This is a genomic window from Burkholderia sp. D-99 (genome assembly GCF_011605345.1).
Classification (GTDB): Bacteria; Pseudomonadota; Gammaproteobacteria; order Burkholderiales; family Burkholderiaceae; genus Burkholderia.
In genome coordinates, this window is sequence record NZ_JAAOXM010000006.1 from 222094 (window position 1) to 237100 (window position 15007).

Annotated in this window: 16 protein-coding genes; 4 read left to right on the top strand and 12 right to left on the bottom strand. The window is 66.4% G+C overall.

Features of this window, described 5'->3' with window-relative positions:
* Positions 1 to 14: 14 nt before the first annotated feature.
* The 4 genes from recJ to HAV18_RS23025 all read left to right on the top strand — a co-directional run bounded on the left by recJ (position 15) and on the right by HAV18_RS23025 (position 5657).
* Complete coding sequence (gene recJ / locus HAV18_RS23010; RefSeq protein ID WP_166960272.1) at positions 15 to 1712, top strand: single-stranded-DNA-specific exonuclease RecJ; 1698 nt, start codon at positions 15 to 17, stop codon at positions 1710 to 1712.
* A 155-nt stretch (positions 1713 to 1867) separates the two neighbouring features.
* Positions 1868 to 2972 (top strand): peptide chain release factor 2 gene (gene prfB / locus HAV18_RS23015; RefSeq protein WP_166960274.1). Its coding sequence is split into 2 segments (ribosomal slippage): positions 1868 to 1948 and positions 1950 to 2972, totalling 1104 coding nucleotides; the frame shifts between segments, so codons are not numbered across the junction.
* A gap of 83 nt (positions 2973 to 3055) precedes the next feature.
* Positions 3056 to 4582, top strand: coding sequence for a lysine--tRNA ligase (gene lysS / locus HAV18_RS23020; protein ID WP_166960275.1), 1527 nt, complete (start codon positions 3056 to 3058; stop codon positions 4580 to 4582).
* Between the two features lie 346 nt (positions 4583 to 4928).
* Positions 4929 to 5657 carry a glycine zipper 2TM domain-containing protein gene (locus HAV18_RS23025; RefSeq protein WP_166960278.1) on the top strand — a complete coding sequence of 243 codons (729 nt, stop codon included), beginning with the start codon at positions 4929 to 4931 and terminating at the stop codon, positions 5655 to 5657.
* Between the two features lie 141 nt (positions 5658 to 5798).
* Here the strand turns inward: HAV18_RS23025 and iscX are convergent, their stop codons facing one another.
* The 12 genes from iscX to HAV18_RS23085 form a co-directional block, all read right to left on the bottom strand.
* Entirely contained in the window at positions 5799 to 6008 is a 210-nt protein-coding gene (gene iscX / locus HAV18_RS23030; RefSeq protein ID WP_166960280.1) for a Fe-S cluster assembly protein IscX, read from the bottom strand.
* 19 nt (positions 6009 to 6027) lie between these two features.
* Positions 6028 to 6369 (bottom strand): ISC system 2Fe-2S type ferredoxin, encoded by a 342-nt coding sequence (gene fdx, locus HAV18_RS23035; protein WP_011352558.1) that lies wholly within the window; start codon positions 6367 to 6369, stop codon positions 6028 to 6030.
* A gap of 87 nt (positions 6370 to 6456) precedes the next feature.
* The gene (gene hscA / locus HAV18_RS23040) at positions 6457 to 8325 is read right to left on the bottom strand and encodes a Fe-S protein assembly chaperone HscA (RefSeq protein ID WP_166960282.1); all 1869 of its coding nucleotides are present in this window, start codon (positions 8323 to 8325) and stop codon (positions 6457 to 6459) included.
* 54 nt (positions 8326 to 8379) lie between these two features.
* Positions 8380 to 8907: a Fe-S protein assembly co-chaperone HscB gene (hscB, locus tag HAV18_RS23045; protein ID WP_011352560.1), complete on the bottom strand. Its 528-nt coding sequence runs from the start codon at positions 8905 to 8907 to the stop codon at positions 8380 to 8382.
* Between the two features lie 97 nt (positions 8908 to 9004).
* Entirely contained in the window at positions 9005 to 9328 is a 324-nt protein-coding gene (iscA, locus tag HAV18_RS23050) for an iron-sulfur cluster assembly protein IscA (RefSeq protein WP_014896627.1), read from the bottom strand.
* A 65-nt stretch (positions 9329 to 9393) separates the two neighbouring features.
* A complete protein-coding gene (gene iscU, locus HAV18_RS23055) occupies positions 9394 to 9801 on the bottom strand; it encodes a Fe-S cluster assembly scaffold IscU (RefSeq protein ID WP_006481982.1) in 408 nt (135 codons plus the stop codon).
* 68 nt (positions 9802 to 9869) lie between these two features.
* A complete protein-coding gene (locus HAV18_RS23060; protein WP_166960285.1) occupies positions 9870 to 11093 on the bottom strand; it encodes an IscS subfamily cysteine desulfurase in 1224 nt (407 codons plus the stop codon).
* A gap of 64 nt (positions 11094 to 11157) precedes the next feature.
* Positions 11158 to 11697, bottom strand: coding sequence for a Fe-S cluster assembly transcriptional regulator IscR (iscR, locus tag HAV18_RS23065; protein WP_009691731.1), 540 nt, complete (start codon positions 11695 to 11697; stop codon positions 11158 to 11160).
* A gap of 114 nt (positions 11698 to 11811) precedes the next feature.
* On the bottom strand, positions 11812 to 12294 hold the full coding sequence (locus HAV18_RS23070) for a low molecular weight protein-tyrosine-phosphatase (protein ID WP_166960287.1): 483 nt from the start codon (positions 12292 to 12294) through the stop codon (positions 11812 to 11814).
* 101 nt (positions 12295 to 12395) lie between these two features.
* Positions 12396 to 12623 carry a hypothetical protein gene (locus HAV18_RS23075; protein ID WP_043190346.1) on the bottom strand — a complete coding sequence of 76 codons (228 nt, stop codon included), beginning with the start codon at positions 12621 to 12623 and terminating at the stop codon, positions 12396 to 12398.
* Between the two features lie 129 nt (positions 12624 to 12752).
* Positions 12753 to 14165 carry a lactate utilization protein B gene (locus HAV18_RS23080; protein ID WP_166960289.1) on the bottom strand — a complete coding sequence of 471 codons (1413 nt, stop codon included), beginning with the start codon at positions 14163 to 14165 and terminating at the stop codon, positions 12753 to 12755.
* A gap of 34 nt (positions 14166 to 14199) precedes the next feature.
* On the bottom strand, positions 14200 to 14922 hold the full coding sequence (locus HAV18_RS23085) for a (Fe-S)-binding protein (RefSeq protein ID WP_166960292.1): 723 nt from the start codon (positions 14920 to 14922) through the stop codon (positions 14200 to 14202).
* Between the last annotated feature and the right edge of the window lie 85 nt (positions 14923 to 15007).

Below are 15007 nucleotides of genomic sequence, written 5' to 3' on the forward strand. Positions count from 1 at the left end.
CCAGCAGACCCCGAATGACCCGGATCGTTACCCGCCCCGTCGCGCCCGCCGACGCAGAAGTGCTCGCGCGCCACGGCCTGCACCCCGTCCTCGCGCGCCTGTATGCGTCGCGCGGCGTGCAGTCCCCCGTCGATATCGAGACTGCGCTTGCGCGTCTCGTCCCGCCCACCGAGCTGAAAGGCTGCGCCGGCGCGGCGTCGCTGCTTGCCGACGCGATCGCCGACAAGCGGCGCCTGCTCGTCGTCGCAGACTACGACTGCGACGGCGCGACCGCGTGCGCGGTCGCGGTGCGCGGCCTGCGGATGTTCGGCGCGCAGATCGACTACCTGGTGCCGAACCGCTTCGAATACGGCTACGGCCTCACGCCCGAGATCGTCGAACTCGCCGCCGCGCGCAAGCCCGACCTGCTGATCACCGTCGACAACGGGATCGCCAGCGTCGCGGGCGTCGAAGCCGCGAACACGCGCGGCATCGACGTGCTCGTGACCGACCACCACCTGCCCGGCGACGCGCTGCCCGCCGCCCGTGCGATCGTCAACCCGAACCAGCCCGGCTGCGCGTTCCCGAGCAAGCACCTCGCCGGCGTCGGCGTGATGTTCTATGTGCTGCTCGCGTTGCGCGCCGAGCTGCGCCGCCGCGGCGCCTTTGCGAGCAAGGAAGCCGAGCCGCGCCTCGACGGCCTGCTCGACCTCGTCGCGCTCGGCACCGTCGCCGACGTCGTGCGGCTCGACGGCAACAACCGCGTGCTCGTCGCGCAGGGGCTGCAGCGCATCCGCAACGGCCGCATGCAGCCAGGCATCGCCGCGCTGTTCCGCGCCGCCGCGCGCGAGGCGCGCACGGCATCGGGCTTCGACCTCGGCTTCGGCCTCGGCCCGCGCCTGAACGCCGCCGGGCGGCTCTCCGACATGTCGCTCGGCATCGAGTGCCTGATCACCGACGACATCGGCCGCGCATGGGACCTCGCGCAGCAGCTCGACGTGATGAACCGCGAACGCCGCGAGATCGAAGCCGGCATGCAGCAGCAGGCGCTGGCCGATCTCGCCGACGTCGATCCGGCCGACGCGTGCACGATCACCCTCTTCAATCCCGAGTGGCATCAGGGCGTGATCGGCATCGTTGCCGGCCGGCTCAAGGAAAAATTCCACCGCCCGTCGTTCACGTTCGCGCACGCGGACGACGAAGGCAAGCGGGTCAAGGGGTCGGGACGCTCGATTCCCGGCTTCCACCTGCGCGACGCGCTCGACCTCGTGTCGAAACGCGAACCGGACCTGATCGTCGCATTCGGCGGCCACGCGATGGCAGCTGGCCTCACGCTCGACACCGAGAACGTGCCGCGCTTCGCCGCCGCATTCGAGGCCGTCGCACGCGAATGGCTGTCCGACGACGCGCTCGCCCGCGTGATCGAGACCGACGGCGAACTCGAGGACGCCTACTTCACGCCGCAGTTCGTCGGGCTGCTCGACGAGGCCGTGTGGGGGCAAGGTTTTCCGGCCCCGCTTTTCTCGGGTGAATTCGACGTCGTGTCGCAGTCGCTCGTGAAGGAAAAGCACCTGAAGCTACAGCTTGCGCGCGGCCGCCAGCGCTTCAATGCGATCTGGTTCAACCACACGGAGCCGCTGCCGGCAAGCGCGCTGGTCGCGTACCGCCTCGTCGCCGACACGTGGAACGGCGTCACGCGCGTCCAACTGATCGTCGAGCACGCAGCCGGCTGAACGCGGGCCACCCGGCCCGCTACCGCGCCCGCCCCCGCATGCACGCCGCGCCGGATGGGGCCGCGGCGCACATGCCAGCACCGTTTGCGTCACCGGGCAACCCCGCCGATCGGCTATAATTCCGCTTTTTTACGAAGCAAGAATAGCGAACGATCATGGAAGCGGAACGTCTCAACGCGATCGAAAGCTCCCTGCTTGACCTGCGCAACCGCGCGGGCGAGCTTCGGGGGTATCTTTGACTACGACGCCAAAGCTGCGCGTCTGACCGAAGTCAACAAGGAACTCGAAGACCCGAACGTCTGGAACGATTCGAAGAACGCCCAGGCGCTCGGTCGCGAGAAGAAGCTGCTCGAGGGCGTCGTCACGACCCTCACCGCGCTTGATGGCGACCTGCGCGACGCGCTCGACCTGTTCGAGCTGGCCCGCGAGGAAGGCGACGAGGACACCCTCGTCGCGTCGGAGAAAGACGCCGCGAAGCTCGAAGCGCGCGTCGGCGACATCGAGTTCCGCCGGATGTTCTCGAACCCGGCCGACCCGAACAACTGCTTCATCGACATCCAGGCCGGCGCCGGCGGCACCGAAGCGTGCGACTGGGCATCGATGCTGCTGCGCCAGTACCTGCGCTACTGCGAACGCAAGGGCTTCAAGGCCGAGGTGCTCGAAGAGTCCGACGGCGACGTCGCCGGCATCAAGAACGCGACGGTCAAGGTCTCGGGCGAATACGCATACGGCTTCCTGCGCACCGAAACGGGCATCCACCGCCTCGTGCGCAAGTCGCCGTTCGACTCGTCGGGCGGCCGCCACACGTCGTTCTCGTCGGTGTTCGTCTATCCGGAAATCGACGACTCGATCGAAGTCGAGATCAACCCGGCCGACCTGCGCATCGACACGTACCGCGCATCGGGCGCGGGCGGTCAGCACATCAACAAGACCGACTCCGCGGTGCGGATCACGCACATGCCGACCGGTATCGTCGTGCAGTGCCAGAACGACCGCTCGCAGCACCGCAACCGCGCCGAAGCGATGGCAATGCTGAAGTCGCGCCTGTACGAAGTCGAGATGCGCAAGCGCCAGGCCGAACAGGACAAGCTCGAATCGAGCAAGACCGATGTGGGCTGGGGCCACCAGATCCGTTCGTACGTGCTCGACCAGAGCCGCGTGAAGGACCTGCGCACGAACGTCGAAATGAGCAACACGAGGGCTGTCCTCGACGGCGACCTCGACGACTTCATCAGCGCGAGCCTCAAACAGGGCGTGTAAGCGCCGCGGCGCGGCCTGGCCAGGTCGCGCCACCCTTGCCCTTCCCGTTTGCGTTGCCGCACCCACTCCGAATTCCGACCATCATGACCGAACCGACCCAAACGCAGCCCGCCGTCACGGCGGACGAAAACCAGATCATCGCCGAGCGCCGCGAGAAGCTGCGCGCCCTGCGCGAGCAAGGCGTCGCCTACCCGAACGATTTCCGGCCCGAGCACCACGCAGCCGACCTGCAGGCGAAATTCGCCGACTCGGACAAGGCCGCGCTCGAAGCGAACCCGGTCGAGGTGTCGGTGGCCGGCCGCATGATGCTCAAGCGCGTGATGGGCAAGGCAAGCTTCGCGACGGTGCAGGACGGTTCGGGCCAGATCCAGTTCTTCGTGACGCCGAACGACGTCGGCGCGGAAACCTACGACGCATTCAAGAAGTGGGATCTCGGCGACATCGTCGCTGCGCGCGGCGTACTGTTCCGCACCAACAAGGGCGAGCTGTCGGTCCAGTGCAAGGAACTGCGCCTGCTGTCGAAGGCACTGCGCCCGCTGCCGGACAAGTTCCACGGCCTGTCCGACCAGGAAATGCGCTACCGCCAGCGCTACGTCGACCTGATCGTCACGCCGGAAACGCGCGACACGTTCCGCGCCCGCACCAAGACGATCGCGTCGATCCGCAAGTTCATGGACAACGCCGAGTTCATGGAAGTCGAGACGCCGATGCTGCACCCGATCCCGGGCGGCGCGGCCGCGAAGCCGTTCGTCACGCATCACAATGCGCTCGACATGCAGATGTTCCTGCGCATCGCGCCGGAGCTGTACCTGAAGCGCCTGATCGTCGGCGGCTTCGAACGCGTGTTCGAAATCAACCGCAATTTCCGGAATGAAGGCGTGTCGCCGCGCCACAACCCGGAATTCACGATGATGGAGTTCTACGCCGCGTACACCGACTACCGCTGGCTGATGGACTTCACCGAGCAACTGATCCGCCAGGCGGCGATCGATGCGCTCGGCACCGCGACGATCCAGTATCAAGGCCGCGAGCTCGACCTCGCGAAGCCGTTCCATCGTCTGACGATCACGCAGGCGATCCAGAAGTACGCACCGGACTACACCGCCGGCCAGCTGTCGGACGACGCGTTCCTGCGCACCGAACTGAAGCGCTTCGGCGTCGACGTGTCGCAGCCGGCGTTCCTGAACGCGGGCATCGGCGCGCTGCAGCTCGCGCTGTTCGAGGAAACGGCCGAAGCGCAGCTGTGGGAGCCGACCTTCATCATCGACTACCCGGTCGAGGTGTCGCCGCTCGCACGCGCATCGGATACGGTGCCGGGCATCACCGAGCGCTTCGAGCTGTTCATGACCGGCCGCGAAATCGCGAACGGCTTCTCGGAGCTGAACGATCCGGAAGACCAGGCCGCGCGCTTCAAGAAGCAGGTCGAGCAGAAGGATGCAGGCGACGAGGAAGCGATGTTCTTCGACGCCGACTACATCCGTGCGCTCGAATACGGGATGCCCCCGACCGGTGGCTGCGGGATCGGCATCGACCGTCTGGTGATGCTGCTGACCGACAGCCCGACGATCCGCGACGTGCTGCTGTTCCCGCATCTGCGCCGCGAAGACTGATCGCTGCACCCGCGTGTGCGCCGCGCCCCGCGGCGCGCACGCGTCAGCTTTGTAACGACGCGTAAGTCCCGCCAGCCGCCGTTCGCCGGCTTTCGATCCATCCCCGTTTTATTCCCTCGCCGCGCCTGCCTTCTCCGGGTTTTCCCTGCCACGGCTGCCTGCGCCCCGCTGCAATTCGTTACACCTTGATACGGTGCGCCGCGCGCTGGTGAATGACACTCCTGTTGCGTCACCACGCATGACCACGGGACCAGAACCAGGCGCAGGAACGCCAGGTCTGCTCGCTCCCGAGCGTGGGATCCGGCCCGGCCCGCAGTGCCGACCCGGATCGACATCGGAGAAAAAAATGGACAACCAGAATCAGACCACGCCGCAAAAGCAACGCCTCCACCCGCTCATCGCCACCGCCGCCGGCGCCGTCATCGTCGCCAGCCTCGCGGCAACGGCAGCGATCACGGGCGTGTTCCCGAAGGCCAGCAGCAGCAACGAACAGAACGGCCAGACCCAGGCCGCGCTGATCGCCTCGCAGCCGGCCGTCGATACGGCCGCAGCCGCCAGCGCCGCGCTGGCCGCACAGGCCCAGCAGCAGGCGGCCGAACAAGCCGCTGCGCAGCAGAAGGCTGCCGTCGCGCAAGCCGAGCCGAAGCCCGCGCCGCGCCCGGCTGCACCGCACCGCCGTCATACGACGGCACCGCAGCCGCCGCAATACGCGCAGCAGCCGTCGGCGCCGGCCCAGACCTACTGCCAGAGCTGCGGCACGGTCGTCGCGATCTCGCAGACGCGCACGCCGGGCCAGAGCTCGGGGATCGGCGCCGTGGGCGGCGCTGCAGCCGGCGGCCTGCTCGGCAACCAGTTCGGCCACGGTAACGGCCGCACCGCGATGACGATCATCGGCGCGCTGGGCGGCGGTCTCGCCGGCAATCAGGTCGAGAAGCAGGTGCGCGCGGAAACCGACTATCAGGTGCAAGTGCAGATGGAGAGCGGCGCGACGCGCACGTTCACGTACCACAACCCGCCGCCGTTCGGCCAGGGCCAGCGCGTGCGGATCGAGAACGGCACGCTGGTCGGCGCGTGATCGCGTGATTCCCCTGCCCGCGTCACGCGCGCGGAGCCAGCTTGATGAACCGGCCTGAAAATGAAAACGGCTCGTGAGCGATTGCTCACGAGCCGTTTTTTTCATGCCCGGCCGTCTGCACCGTTGCGGCGCATGCGGGGTTCAGTCCTCGTCGTCGAAGTCCGATTCGTCGATCCAGTGGGCCTGAATCGCTTCGAGGATCTTCTCGCCGGAATGCTTCGGATCGTCGTTGAAACCGTCGAGTTCGAGCACCCACTGGCGCAAGTCGACGAAGTTGATCCCCTGCGGGTCGATGTCCGGGTGCTTGTCCGCCAGCGCAATCGCTATTTCACGCGAATCGGTCCATTTCATCGCCTGCCTCCGGTTCCTGTCAGTGGTTTTCCTTCGCGTGGTTGATCGAGTACTTCGGAATCTCGACCACCAGGTCCGAATCTTCCTTCACGATCGCCTGGCACGACAGGCGCGACGTCGGCTCGAGGCCCCACGCCTTGTCCAGCAGATCGTCCTCGTCCTCCTCGGACGGCGTCAGATCGTTGAAGCCTTCGCGGATCACCACGTGGCACGTCGTGCACGCGCACGACTTCTCGCATGCATGCTCGATCTCGATCCCGTGTTCGAGCAGGTTGTCGCAGATACTCTTGCCGGGCGTCGCGTCGATCACTGCGCCATCCGGGCACAGTTCGACGTGAGGCAGCACCACCAGTTGAGGCATGTCCGTTCCGTCAGTCAGGGTGCGGCGCCAGGCGCCGCACGGTTCAATATCGCGCGGGCCGTTACCGGCCAATGCGCAGTCGTGAGTTCAGATCTCGTCGAGCCGGCGGCCCGACAGCGCGCGCTTGATGCTCTTGTCCATCCGGCGCGCCGCGAATTCGTCGGTGCCGTCGGCCAGCGCCTTGGTCGCCGCTTCGATCGCGTTCGTATCGTCGCCTTGCGCCACCGCGCGCAGCGCCGCGGCCAACGTGTCGACCTGCGTGCGCTCGTCCGCATCGAGCAGTTCGCCGTCGGCCGCCAGCGCAGCCTGCGTCGCCTCGAGCATCCGCTCGGCCTCGACCTGTGCTTCGCGCAGCGCGCGTGCGCGCATGTCGATTTCGGCCGTCTTGAAGCTGTCCTCGAGCATCTTCGCGATGTCGTCGTCGGCAAGGCCGTACGACGGCTTCACGACGACCGACGCCTCGACGCCCGACAGTTGTTCTCGCGCGAACACCGACAGCAGGCCGTCCGCGTCGACCTGGTAGGTCACGCGAATGCGCGCGGCGCCGGCCGTCATCGGCGGAATACCACGCAGCTCGAAGCGCGCGAGCGACCGGCAATCGGCGACGAGCTCGCGCTCGCCCTGCACGACGTGGATCGCCATCGCGGTCTGGCCGTCCTTGAAGGTCGTGAATTCCTGCGCGCGCGCAACCGGAATCGTCGAGTTGCGCGGAATGATCTTTTCGACGAGGCCGCCCATCGTCTCGACGCCGAGCGACAGCGGAATCACGTCGAGCAGCAGCCAGTCGTCACCGGTGCCGCGATTGCCTGCGAGCAGGTCGGCCTGGATCGCCGCGCCGAGCGCGACGACCTGGTCCGGATCGAGGTTCACGAGCGGCGGCTGACCGAAATGTTTCGCGACCGCGTCGCGAATCACCGGCATGCGCGTCGCGCCGCCGACGAGCACGACACCCTTGATGTCGGCCGCCGTGACCTGCGCGTCGCGCAGCGCCTTGCGGGTCGGCGTGAGCGTGCGCTGCACGAGCGGCTCGACGAGCGACGCGAACGTGTCGTGCGAGATCGTCTGCACGAGGTGCGCGCCACCCGACAGCGTGACGTCAAGCGACGCCTGCGGCGCGGACGACAGCGCTTCCTTCAGCACGCGCACACGGTCGAGCAGCAGGCGCACGTCTTCGGGCGCAAGCGTCTTCACATCGATGCCGGCCTGCGCAAGCACGTGATCGAACAGCGCATGGTCGAAATCGTCGCCGCCGAGTGCGGAATCGCCGCCCGCGGCCAGCACTTCGAACACGCCCTTCGTCAGCTTCAGGATCGACAGGTCGAACGTGCCGCCGCCGAGGTCGTATACCGCGTAGAGGCCTTCGGCCCCGTTGTCGAGACCGTAGGCAATCGCCGCAGCGGTCGGTTCGTTCAGCAGGCGCAGCACGTTGAGACCCGCGAGGCGCGCGGCATCCTTGGTCGCCTGACGTTGCGCTTCGTCGAAATACGCGGGCACCGTGATCACCGCGCCGACCAGGTCGTCGCCAAGCGAATCTTCCGCGCGATAGCGCAGCGTCGCGAGAATCTCGGCCGACACTTCGACCGGGCTCTTCACGCCGTCGACAGTACGGATCTGCACCATGCCCGGCGCATCGACGAATTCGTACGGTGCGTTCGCCGCGCCTTCGACCTCGGCCTTGCCGCGGCCCATGAAGCGCTTGACCGACACGATCGTGTTGCGCGGATCGGTCGCGGCCTGCTCTTTCGCCTCTTGGCCGATGCGTCGGCCGCCCTTCTCGAGGTAGCGGACCACCGACGGCAGCAGCACACGGCCCGCTTCGTCCGGCAGAACTTCGGGCACGCTGTTGCGCACGGCCGCGACGAGCGAGTTCGTCGTGCCGAGATCGATCCCGACGGCGAGCCGCCGCTGATGCGGCGCCGGCGCCATGCCCGGTTCGGAAATTTGCAGTAAAGCCATCTTGGTTCGTTCGGGCGCTCGGCCCGTTTGCTGCGCGTGCCGCAAGGCACGCGGTTAAGTTTCGAGACGCTCGATCTGCGCGCCCACTTCCGACGCGACCCGTTCGATGAACATCAGCTGGCGCACGGCCTCGGCGGCCGCCTGATCGGCGCCGCTGTCGAGCAGCGTGCCGAGGCGCTCCACACGCACGCGCCGCTCTTCGCGCAACTCGGCGAGCAGCGCGTCGAGCGCGTCGACGTTGCGGGCGGCCGCGGCATCCTCGATGCCCTCGCGCCACTCCATCTGCTGCATCAGGAACGCGGGCTCCATCGCGGTGTTGTTTTCCGCGCCGATGTCGACACCGCGCAGCGACAGCAGATACGACGCACGCTTCAGCGGATCGCGCAGCGTGCGGTATGCCTCGTTCGCGCGGGTGGCCCATTGCATCGCGATGCGCTTCTGCGCATCGCCGGCTGCCGCGAAGCGGTCCGGATGCACCTGCGTCTGCACCGTCCGATAGGCGGCGTCGAGCACAGTCTCGTCGAGCGCGAATTGCGCCGGCAGGTGAAACAGGTCGAAGTGGCTGTCTTTCAGCGAGACCATCGTCGCGTTCAATTCCGGTTCGTCGCGCGGCAAACGCCGCACATTAAAAAGGCGGCCCGTGCCGCCTCTTGCCCGCATCGCGCGGAGATCCGCGCTGTCATACGCGGAACGATTCGCCGCAGCCGCACTCGTCCTTCACGTTCGGGTTGTTGAACTTGAACCCTTCGTTCAGGCCTTCGCGTGCGAAGTCGAGCTCGGTGCCGTCGATATACGCAAGGCTCTTCGGGTCGACGATGACCTTCACCCCATGGCTCTCGAACACCTGATCCTCGGGAGCCAGCTCGTCGACATACTCGAGCTTGTACGCGAGCCCCGAGCACCCGGTCGTGCGAACGCCAAGCCGCAGGCCCACACCCTTGCCGCGACGGACGAGGTATTTCTGGACGTGCTGTGCTGCTTTTTCGGTCAGTGTAATTGCCATGATGTCCTTGCCGCGGCGCGCCACCGGGGCCCGCCGCGTTTCCTTCTCTAGCCGCTCGATGCCGCTCAGGCTGCTGCCTGATCGCCTTCCTTGGTGTCGTGGCGCTTCTTGTAGTCGGCCACGGCTGCCTTGATCGCGTCTTCCGCGAGGATCGAGCAGTGAATCTTCACCGGCGGCAGCGCGAGTTCTTCGGCGATCTGCGTGTTCTTGATCGACAGGGCTTCGTCGAGCGTCTTGCCCTTCACCCACTCGGTGACGAGCGAGCTCGACGCGATCGCCGAACCGCAACCGTAGGTCTTGAACTTCGCGTCTTCGATCACGCCGTCCGCGCCGACGCGGATCTGCAGCTTCATCACGTCGCCGCAGGCCGGCGCGCCGACCATGCCCGTGCCGACCGTGTCGTCGTCCTTCGCGAACGAACCGACGTTGCGCGGGTTTTCGTAGTGATCCAGAACCTTGTTGCTGTAAGACATGACTCAGACTCCTTGACTCGTTACGTCTGCGTGCGCGAATCCGCCCGCGGGTATGTTCAATCCGGCGCTCAGTGTGCGGCCCATTCGATCGTCGACAGATCGATGCCTTCCTGGTGCATTTCCCAGAGCGGCGACAGTTCGCGCAGCTTCGCGATCTTGCTGTTCAGCAGGTTGATCACGAAGTCGACTTCCTGCTCCGTCGTGAAGCGGCCGACCGTGAAGCGGATCGAGCTGTGTGCCAGCTCGTCGTTGCGGCCGAGCGCACGCAGCACGTACGACGGCTCCAGCGACGCCGACGTACATGCGGAGCCCGACGACACCGCGACGTCCTTGATCGCCATGATCAGCGACTCGCCTTCGACGAAGTTGAAACTGATGTTGAGGTTGTGCGGGACACGGCGCTCCATGTCGCCGTTCACGTACGTTTCCTCGATCTGCGACAGGCCGCGCAGCAGCTTGTCGCGCAGCATGCGAACGCGCTCGTTTTCCGTCGCCATTTCTTCGCGTGCGATGCGGAACGCCTCGCCCATGCCGACGATCTGGTGCGTCGCCAGCGTGCCCGAACGCATGCCGCGCTCGTGGCCGCCGCCGTGCATCTGCGCTTCGATGCGCACACGCGGCTTGCGGCGCACGTACAGCGCGCCGATGCCCTTCGGGCCGTAGGTCTTGTGCGCCGAGAACGACATCAGGTCGACCTTCAGCTTCGCGAGGTCGATCTGGACCTTGCCGGTCGACTGTGCGGCGTCGACGTGGAACACGATGCCCTTTTCGCGGCAGATTTCACCGATCGTCTCGATGTCCTGGATCACGCCGATCTCGTTGTTCACGTGCATCACCGACACGAGGATCGTATCCGGACGCAGCGCGGCCTTGAACACGTCGAGGTCGATCAGGCCGTCATCCTTCACGTCGAGGTAGGTGACTTCGAAACCGTCGCGCTCGAGCTCGCGGCACGTATCGAGCACGGCCTTGTGCTCGGTCTTCACCGTGATGATGTGCTTGCCCTTGCCCTTGTAGAAGTTCGCGGCACCCTTGATCGCGAGGTTGTCCGATTCCGTTGCACCGGACGTCCAGATGATCTCGCGCGGATCCGCGTTCACGAGCGCGGCCACGTTCTCGCGCGCTTCCTCGACCGCACGCTCCGCGTCCCAGCCATACGCGTGGCTGCGCGACGCCGGGTTGCCGAACTGCTCGCGCAGGTACGGCACCATCTTGTCGACCACGCGCGGATCGACGGGCGTCGTCGCGCTGTAATCCATGTAGATGGGCAGGTGGAGAGTGTCTTGGGTCATCTGTCGCTCCGGGAATTCTGTGCAGGGACTATGTGCGTTATGGGGTATGGCGGCGCTTTCGCGCTCACGAACTCGCGATGTTGAACACCGAATTGGGGCCGAGCGGCATCGTCCGCACCGGCTCGGCCGGCGCCGCGACGGGCTCCGGCGTGCGCCGGTCGCGCAGCACCGCAGGTGCGCCCTCGCGAGCGCGCTGCTGATCGACGAGATCCTGCAGCGACACCGAATCGAGGTATTCGACCATCTTCTGGTTCAGCGTCGACCACAGCTCGTGCGTCATGCAATGGCCGTCGGGCTGCTTCGAGCCGTCGCACGTGCCTTTGCCGCCGCACTGCGTGGCGTCGAGCGGTTCATCGACCGCGATGATGATGTCGGCAACGGTGACGTCCTGCGCGCGACGCGCGAGGTTGTAGCCGCCGCCCGGGCCGCGCACGGATTCGACGATTTCATGCCTGCGCAGCTTGCCGAACAGCTGTTCGAGATACGAGAGCGAAATCCGCTGGCGCTGGCTGATGCCTGCAAGCGTCACCGGGCCCTGCTCCTGGCGCAGTGCCAAGTCAATCATCGCCGTGACGGCGAAACGGCCTTTGGTGGTGAGTCTCATGGTGTCTAGGGGACTGCAATCTTGACGATTTTGGTCAAGTATAAATATTTGACGAATTTAGTCAAGTATCCATGCTTTTGAAAGGGTATTCGCAGACCGCTGAATACCGCGCGATCAGCGCTCCGTACGGGCCCGGAGCGTCTCCAGCAGGCCCGCGCACGCGCGCTCGACCTGATCGAGCACGTGCTCGAAGCCCTGCGCGCCGCCGAAATAGGGATCGGCCACTTCGGTTTCGGCCGAATCCGGCGCGAACTCCATCAGCAAACGCACCTTGCCGTGATGCTGCGGCGGACAGCGGCGGCGCAACTCAGCGAGATTCGCCTCGTCCATCGCGAGCAGCAGGTCGAAGCGCTCGAAATCCGCCGCGCTCACCTGTCGTGCGCGCAGCGCCGACAGGTCGTAGCCACGGCCAAGAGCGGCAGCCTGCGCACGCGTATCGGGTGGCTCGCCGACATGCCAGTCACCCGTGCCGGCCGAATCGATCGCGACCCGGTCGGCCAGCGCGGCCGCGTCGACCTGGCGACGCATCACGCCTTCCGCGGTGGGCGAACGGCAGATGTTGCCGAGACAGACGAAACAGATCGAAACGCGGGTCATCGCACTATCGGAAAGCCGCGGCGGACCGCGTTGGAGAACAGCACGCCATTATACAAAGGCGGCCGAAATCGCGCCGCCGCGCAAAGCGACGGCGCCGTGCATTACAGCGCCTTCGGTGCGGCGAGCACAACGTCGCCGGACGCTGCCGGCAGCGGCTTCGCCGCATCGCCGACCAGCCCGAACGACACCGCACGCGCCAGTTCGGCAGACGCCTGGTGCACCGCCAGCGGGCCACGCGACGGCGCATCGGCCATCGCGTGCAGATAGGCAGCCGCAGCCAGCGGAACGACGATTGCCAGCGGCCAGTACATCGATATTGTCTTTCTCATGATGCGGACCTCCTTGACCTCGTACCCCGAAACCCAATTCCGGGGACTACAGACAGGATTCTATAGACCGCACCTATCGAGATAAATATACAAATAGCGAACGCACTGTTGTCGCCGGATGAACAGTCGTCAGCCGAGGTGGCTTTGCGACGCCGCGTACAGTTCGCGGAACGTGCGCCCGGTCGGTGTCGGCATGTCGCGCGTATCCATCCAGCCGCCCATCATCGGCAGGCGCCGCAGCGTGCCGCCGTTGCCGCCCAGCCGCTCGAGGACGCGCACGGCAAGCTTGGTCGTCAGCGCATACAGCATCGGCCGCCGCGCGAAGAAGCCCCATGCGGCGAGCGCCGCCCGCTCGCGCCACGGCCGCAGGTGCCGCTCAACCTGCTTCTCGCGCAGCGTGCGCAACAGGTGCGACAACGGGATCCCGGCCGGGCACACGCTGTCGCATTCGCCGCAGAGCGTCGCGGCCTGCGGCAGGTCGAGCGCGCGGTCGAGCCCGACGTAGCTCGGTGTCAACACGGACCCCATCGGCCCCGGGTAGACCCAGCCGTACGCATGGCCGCCGACCTTCTGGTAAACCGGGCAATGGTTCATGCAAGCGCCGCAGCGGATGCAGCGCAGCATCTCCTGGAACTCGCCGCCGATCAGCCCCGTGCGGCCGCCGTCAACGAGCACCACGTAGTTGTGCTCGGGGCCGTCCTCGTCGTCCGGCCCGCGCGGCCCGGTCAGCAGCGAGAAATAGTTCGACGTCTTCTGCCCCGTCGCGGAACGCGGCAGCAGGCGCATCGCGGTCGCGAGATCCTCGAGCGTCGGCAGCACCTTCTCGATGCCCGTCACCGCCACATGCACGCGCGGCATCACCGTGCACATCCCCTCGTTCCCTTCGTTCGTCACGATCGCGACCGAACCGGTCTCGGCGATCACGAAGTTGCCGCCCGTCACGCCCATGTCGGCCGACATGAAATGCGGGCGCAGCACCTCGCGCGCCTCGCGCGTCATGTCCGGAATCTCGGTGAGCCGCTCGCGGTGGTGCGTGCGCGCGAACAGGTCGGCGATCTCGTCCTTGTCCTTGTGCACGACGGGCGCAATGATGTGGCTGGGCGGCTCGTTATCGTTGATCTGCAGGATGTATTCGCCGAGATCCGTCTCGATCGACTGCACGCCCATTTCCGCGAGCACCGCGTTCAGGCGCATTTCCTCGGACACCATCGACTTGGTCTTGATGACCTTCTTCACGTCGTGACGGCGCGCGATGTCGGCCACGAGCCGCGCGGCGTCCGCCGTCGTTTCGGCGAACAGCACCGTCGTGCCGCGCCGCGTCGCCTCACGCTCGAAAGCCTCGAGCCACACGTCGAGGTTCTCCAGCGCGCGATTGCGGCGCGCCTTCAGCGCGGCCCGCGTGGCCGGGAAGTCGATCGCGGTCATCGCGTCGGCGCGCGCGGACACGAACTTGGTCGACAGCTTCTTCAGGTTCTGCTGCAGGCGCTGGTCGGCCAGCTTCTGGCCGGCGCGCGCCTTGAAATGCATCGATTGGACTTGCATCGCGGTATCGGGGAAAAGTGAGCGGAACCGGGCGTCAGACGTCGCCCGCCAGCACCTGCGCGACGTGCAGCACGCGGGTGTCGCGGTCGCCGGTGCGGCGCAACCGCCCTTCGATGTTCAGCATGCAGCCGAGATCGCCGAGCACGACGGCCCCCGTGCCCGACGCGCGCACGTTCGCGCATTTTTCATCCGCGATGGCCGCCGAAATGTCGCCGTACTTGATCGCAAACGTACCGCCGAAGCCGCAGCAGTGCTCGCAGTCCTTCATCTCGGTGACCGCAATGCCGCGCTGCGCGAGCAGCGCGCGCGGCTGCGCCTTCACGCCGAGTTCGCGCAGGCCCGAGCACGAATCGTGATAGGTGACGGGCCCCGTGAATTCACCCGGCGCGAGCGATACCTTCGCGACATTCGCCAGGAAATCGGTCAGTTCGTAGACCTTCTGCTGGAACCGCGTGTAGCGCCCCATCAGCTCGGGGTCGTCGCGGAACAGGTCGCCGTAGTGCGCGCGGATCATTCCGCCGCACGAACCCGACGGCGCGACGACGTAATCGAACTGCTCGAACTCGCGCAATGTCTTTTCCGCGAGATCGCGGGCGAGCCCGCGTTCGCCCGAGTTGTAGGCCGGCTGGCCACAGCAGGTCTGCGCGGGCGGCACGATCACCTCGTAGCCGGCGTCGCGAATCAGCTTGAGCGCCGAAAAACCGATTTCGGGGCGCATCAGATCGACCAGGCAGGTCACGAACAAACCGACTCGCATACGTGCTCCTTCGAGAAAACGGCTCTCATTATCCGCCGTTTGGCCGGCAAGACCAACGCCGGCTCGCGCACAAGCCCGGGCTGCG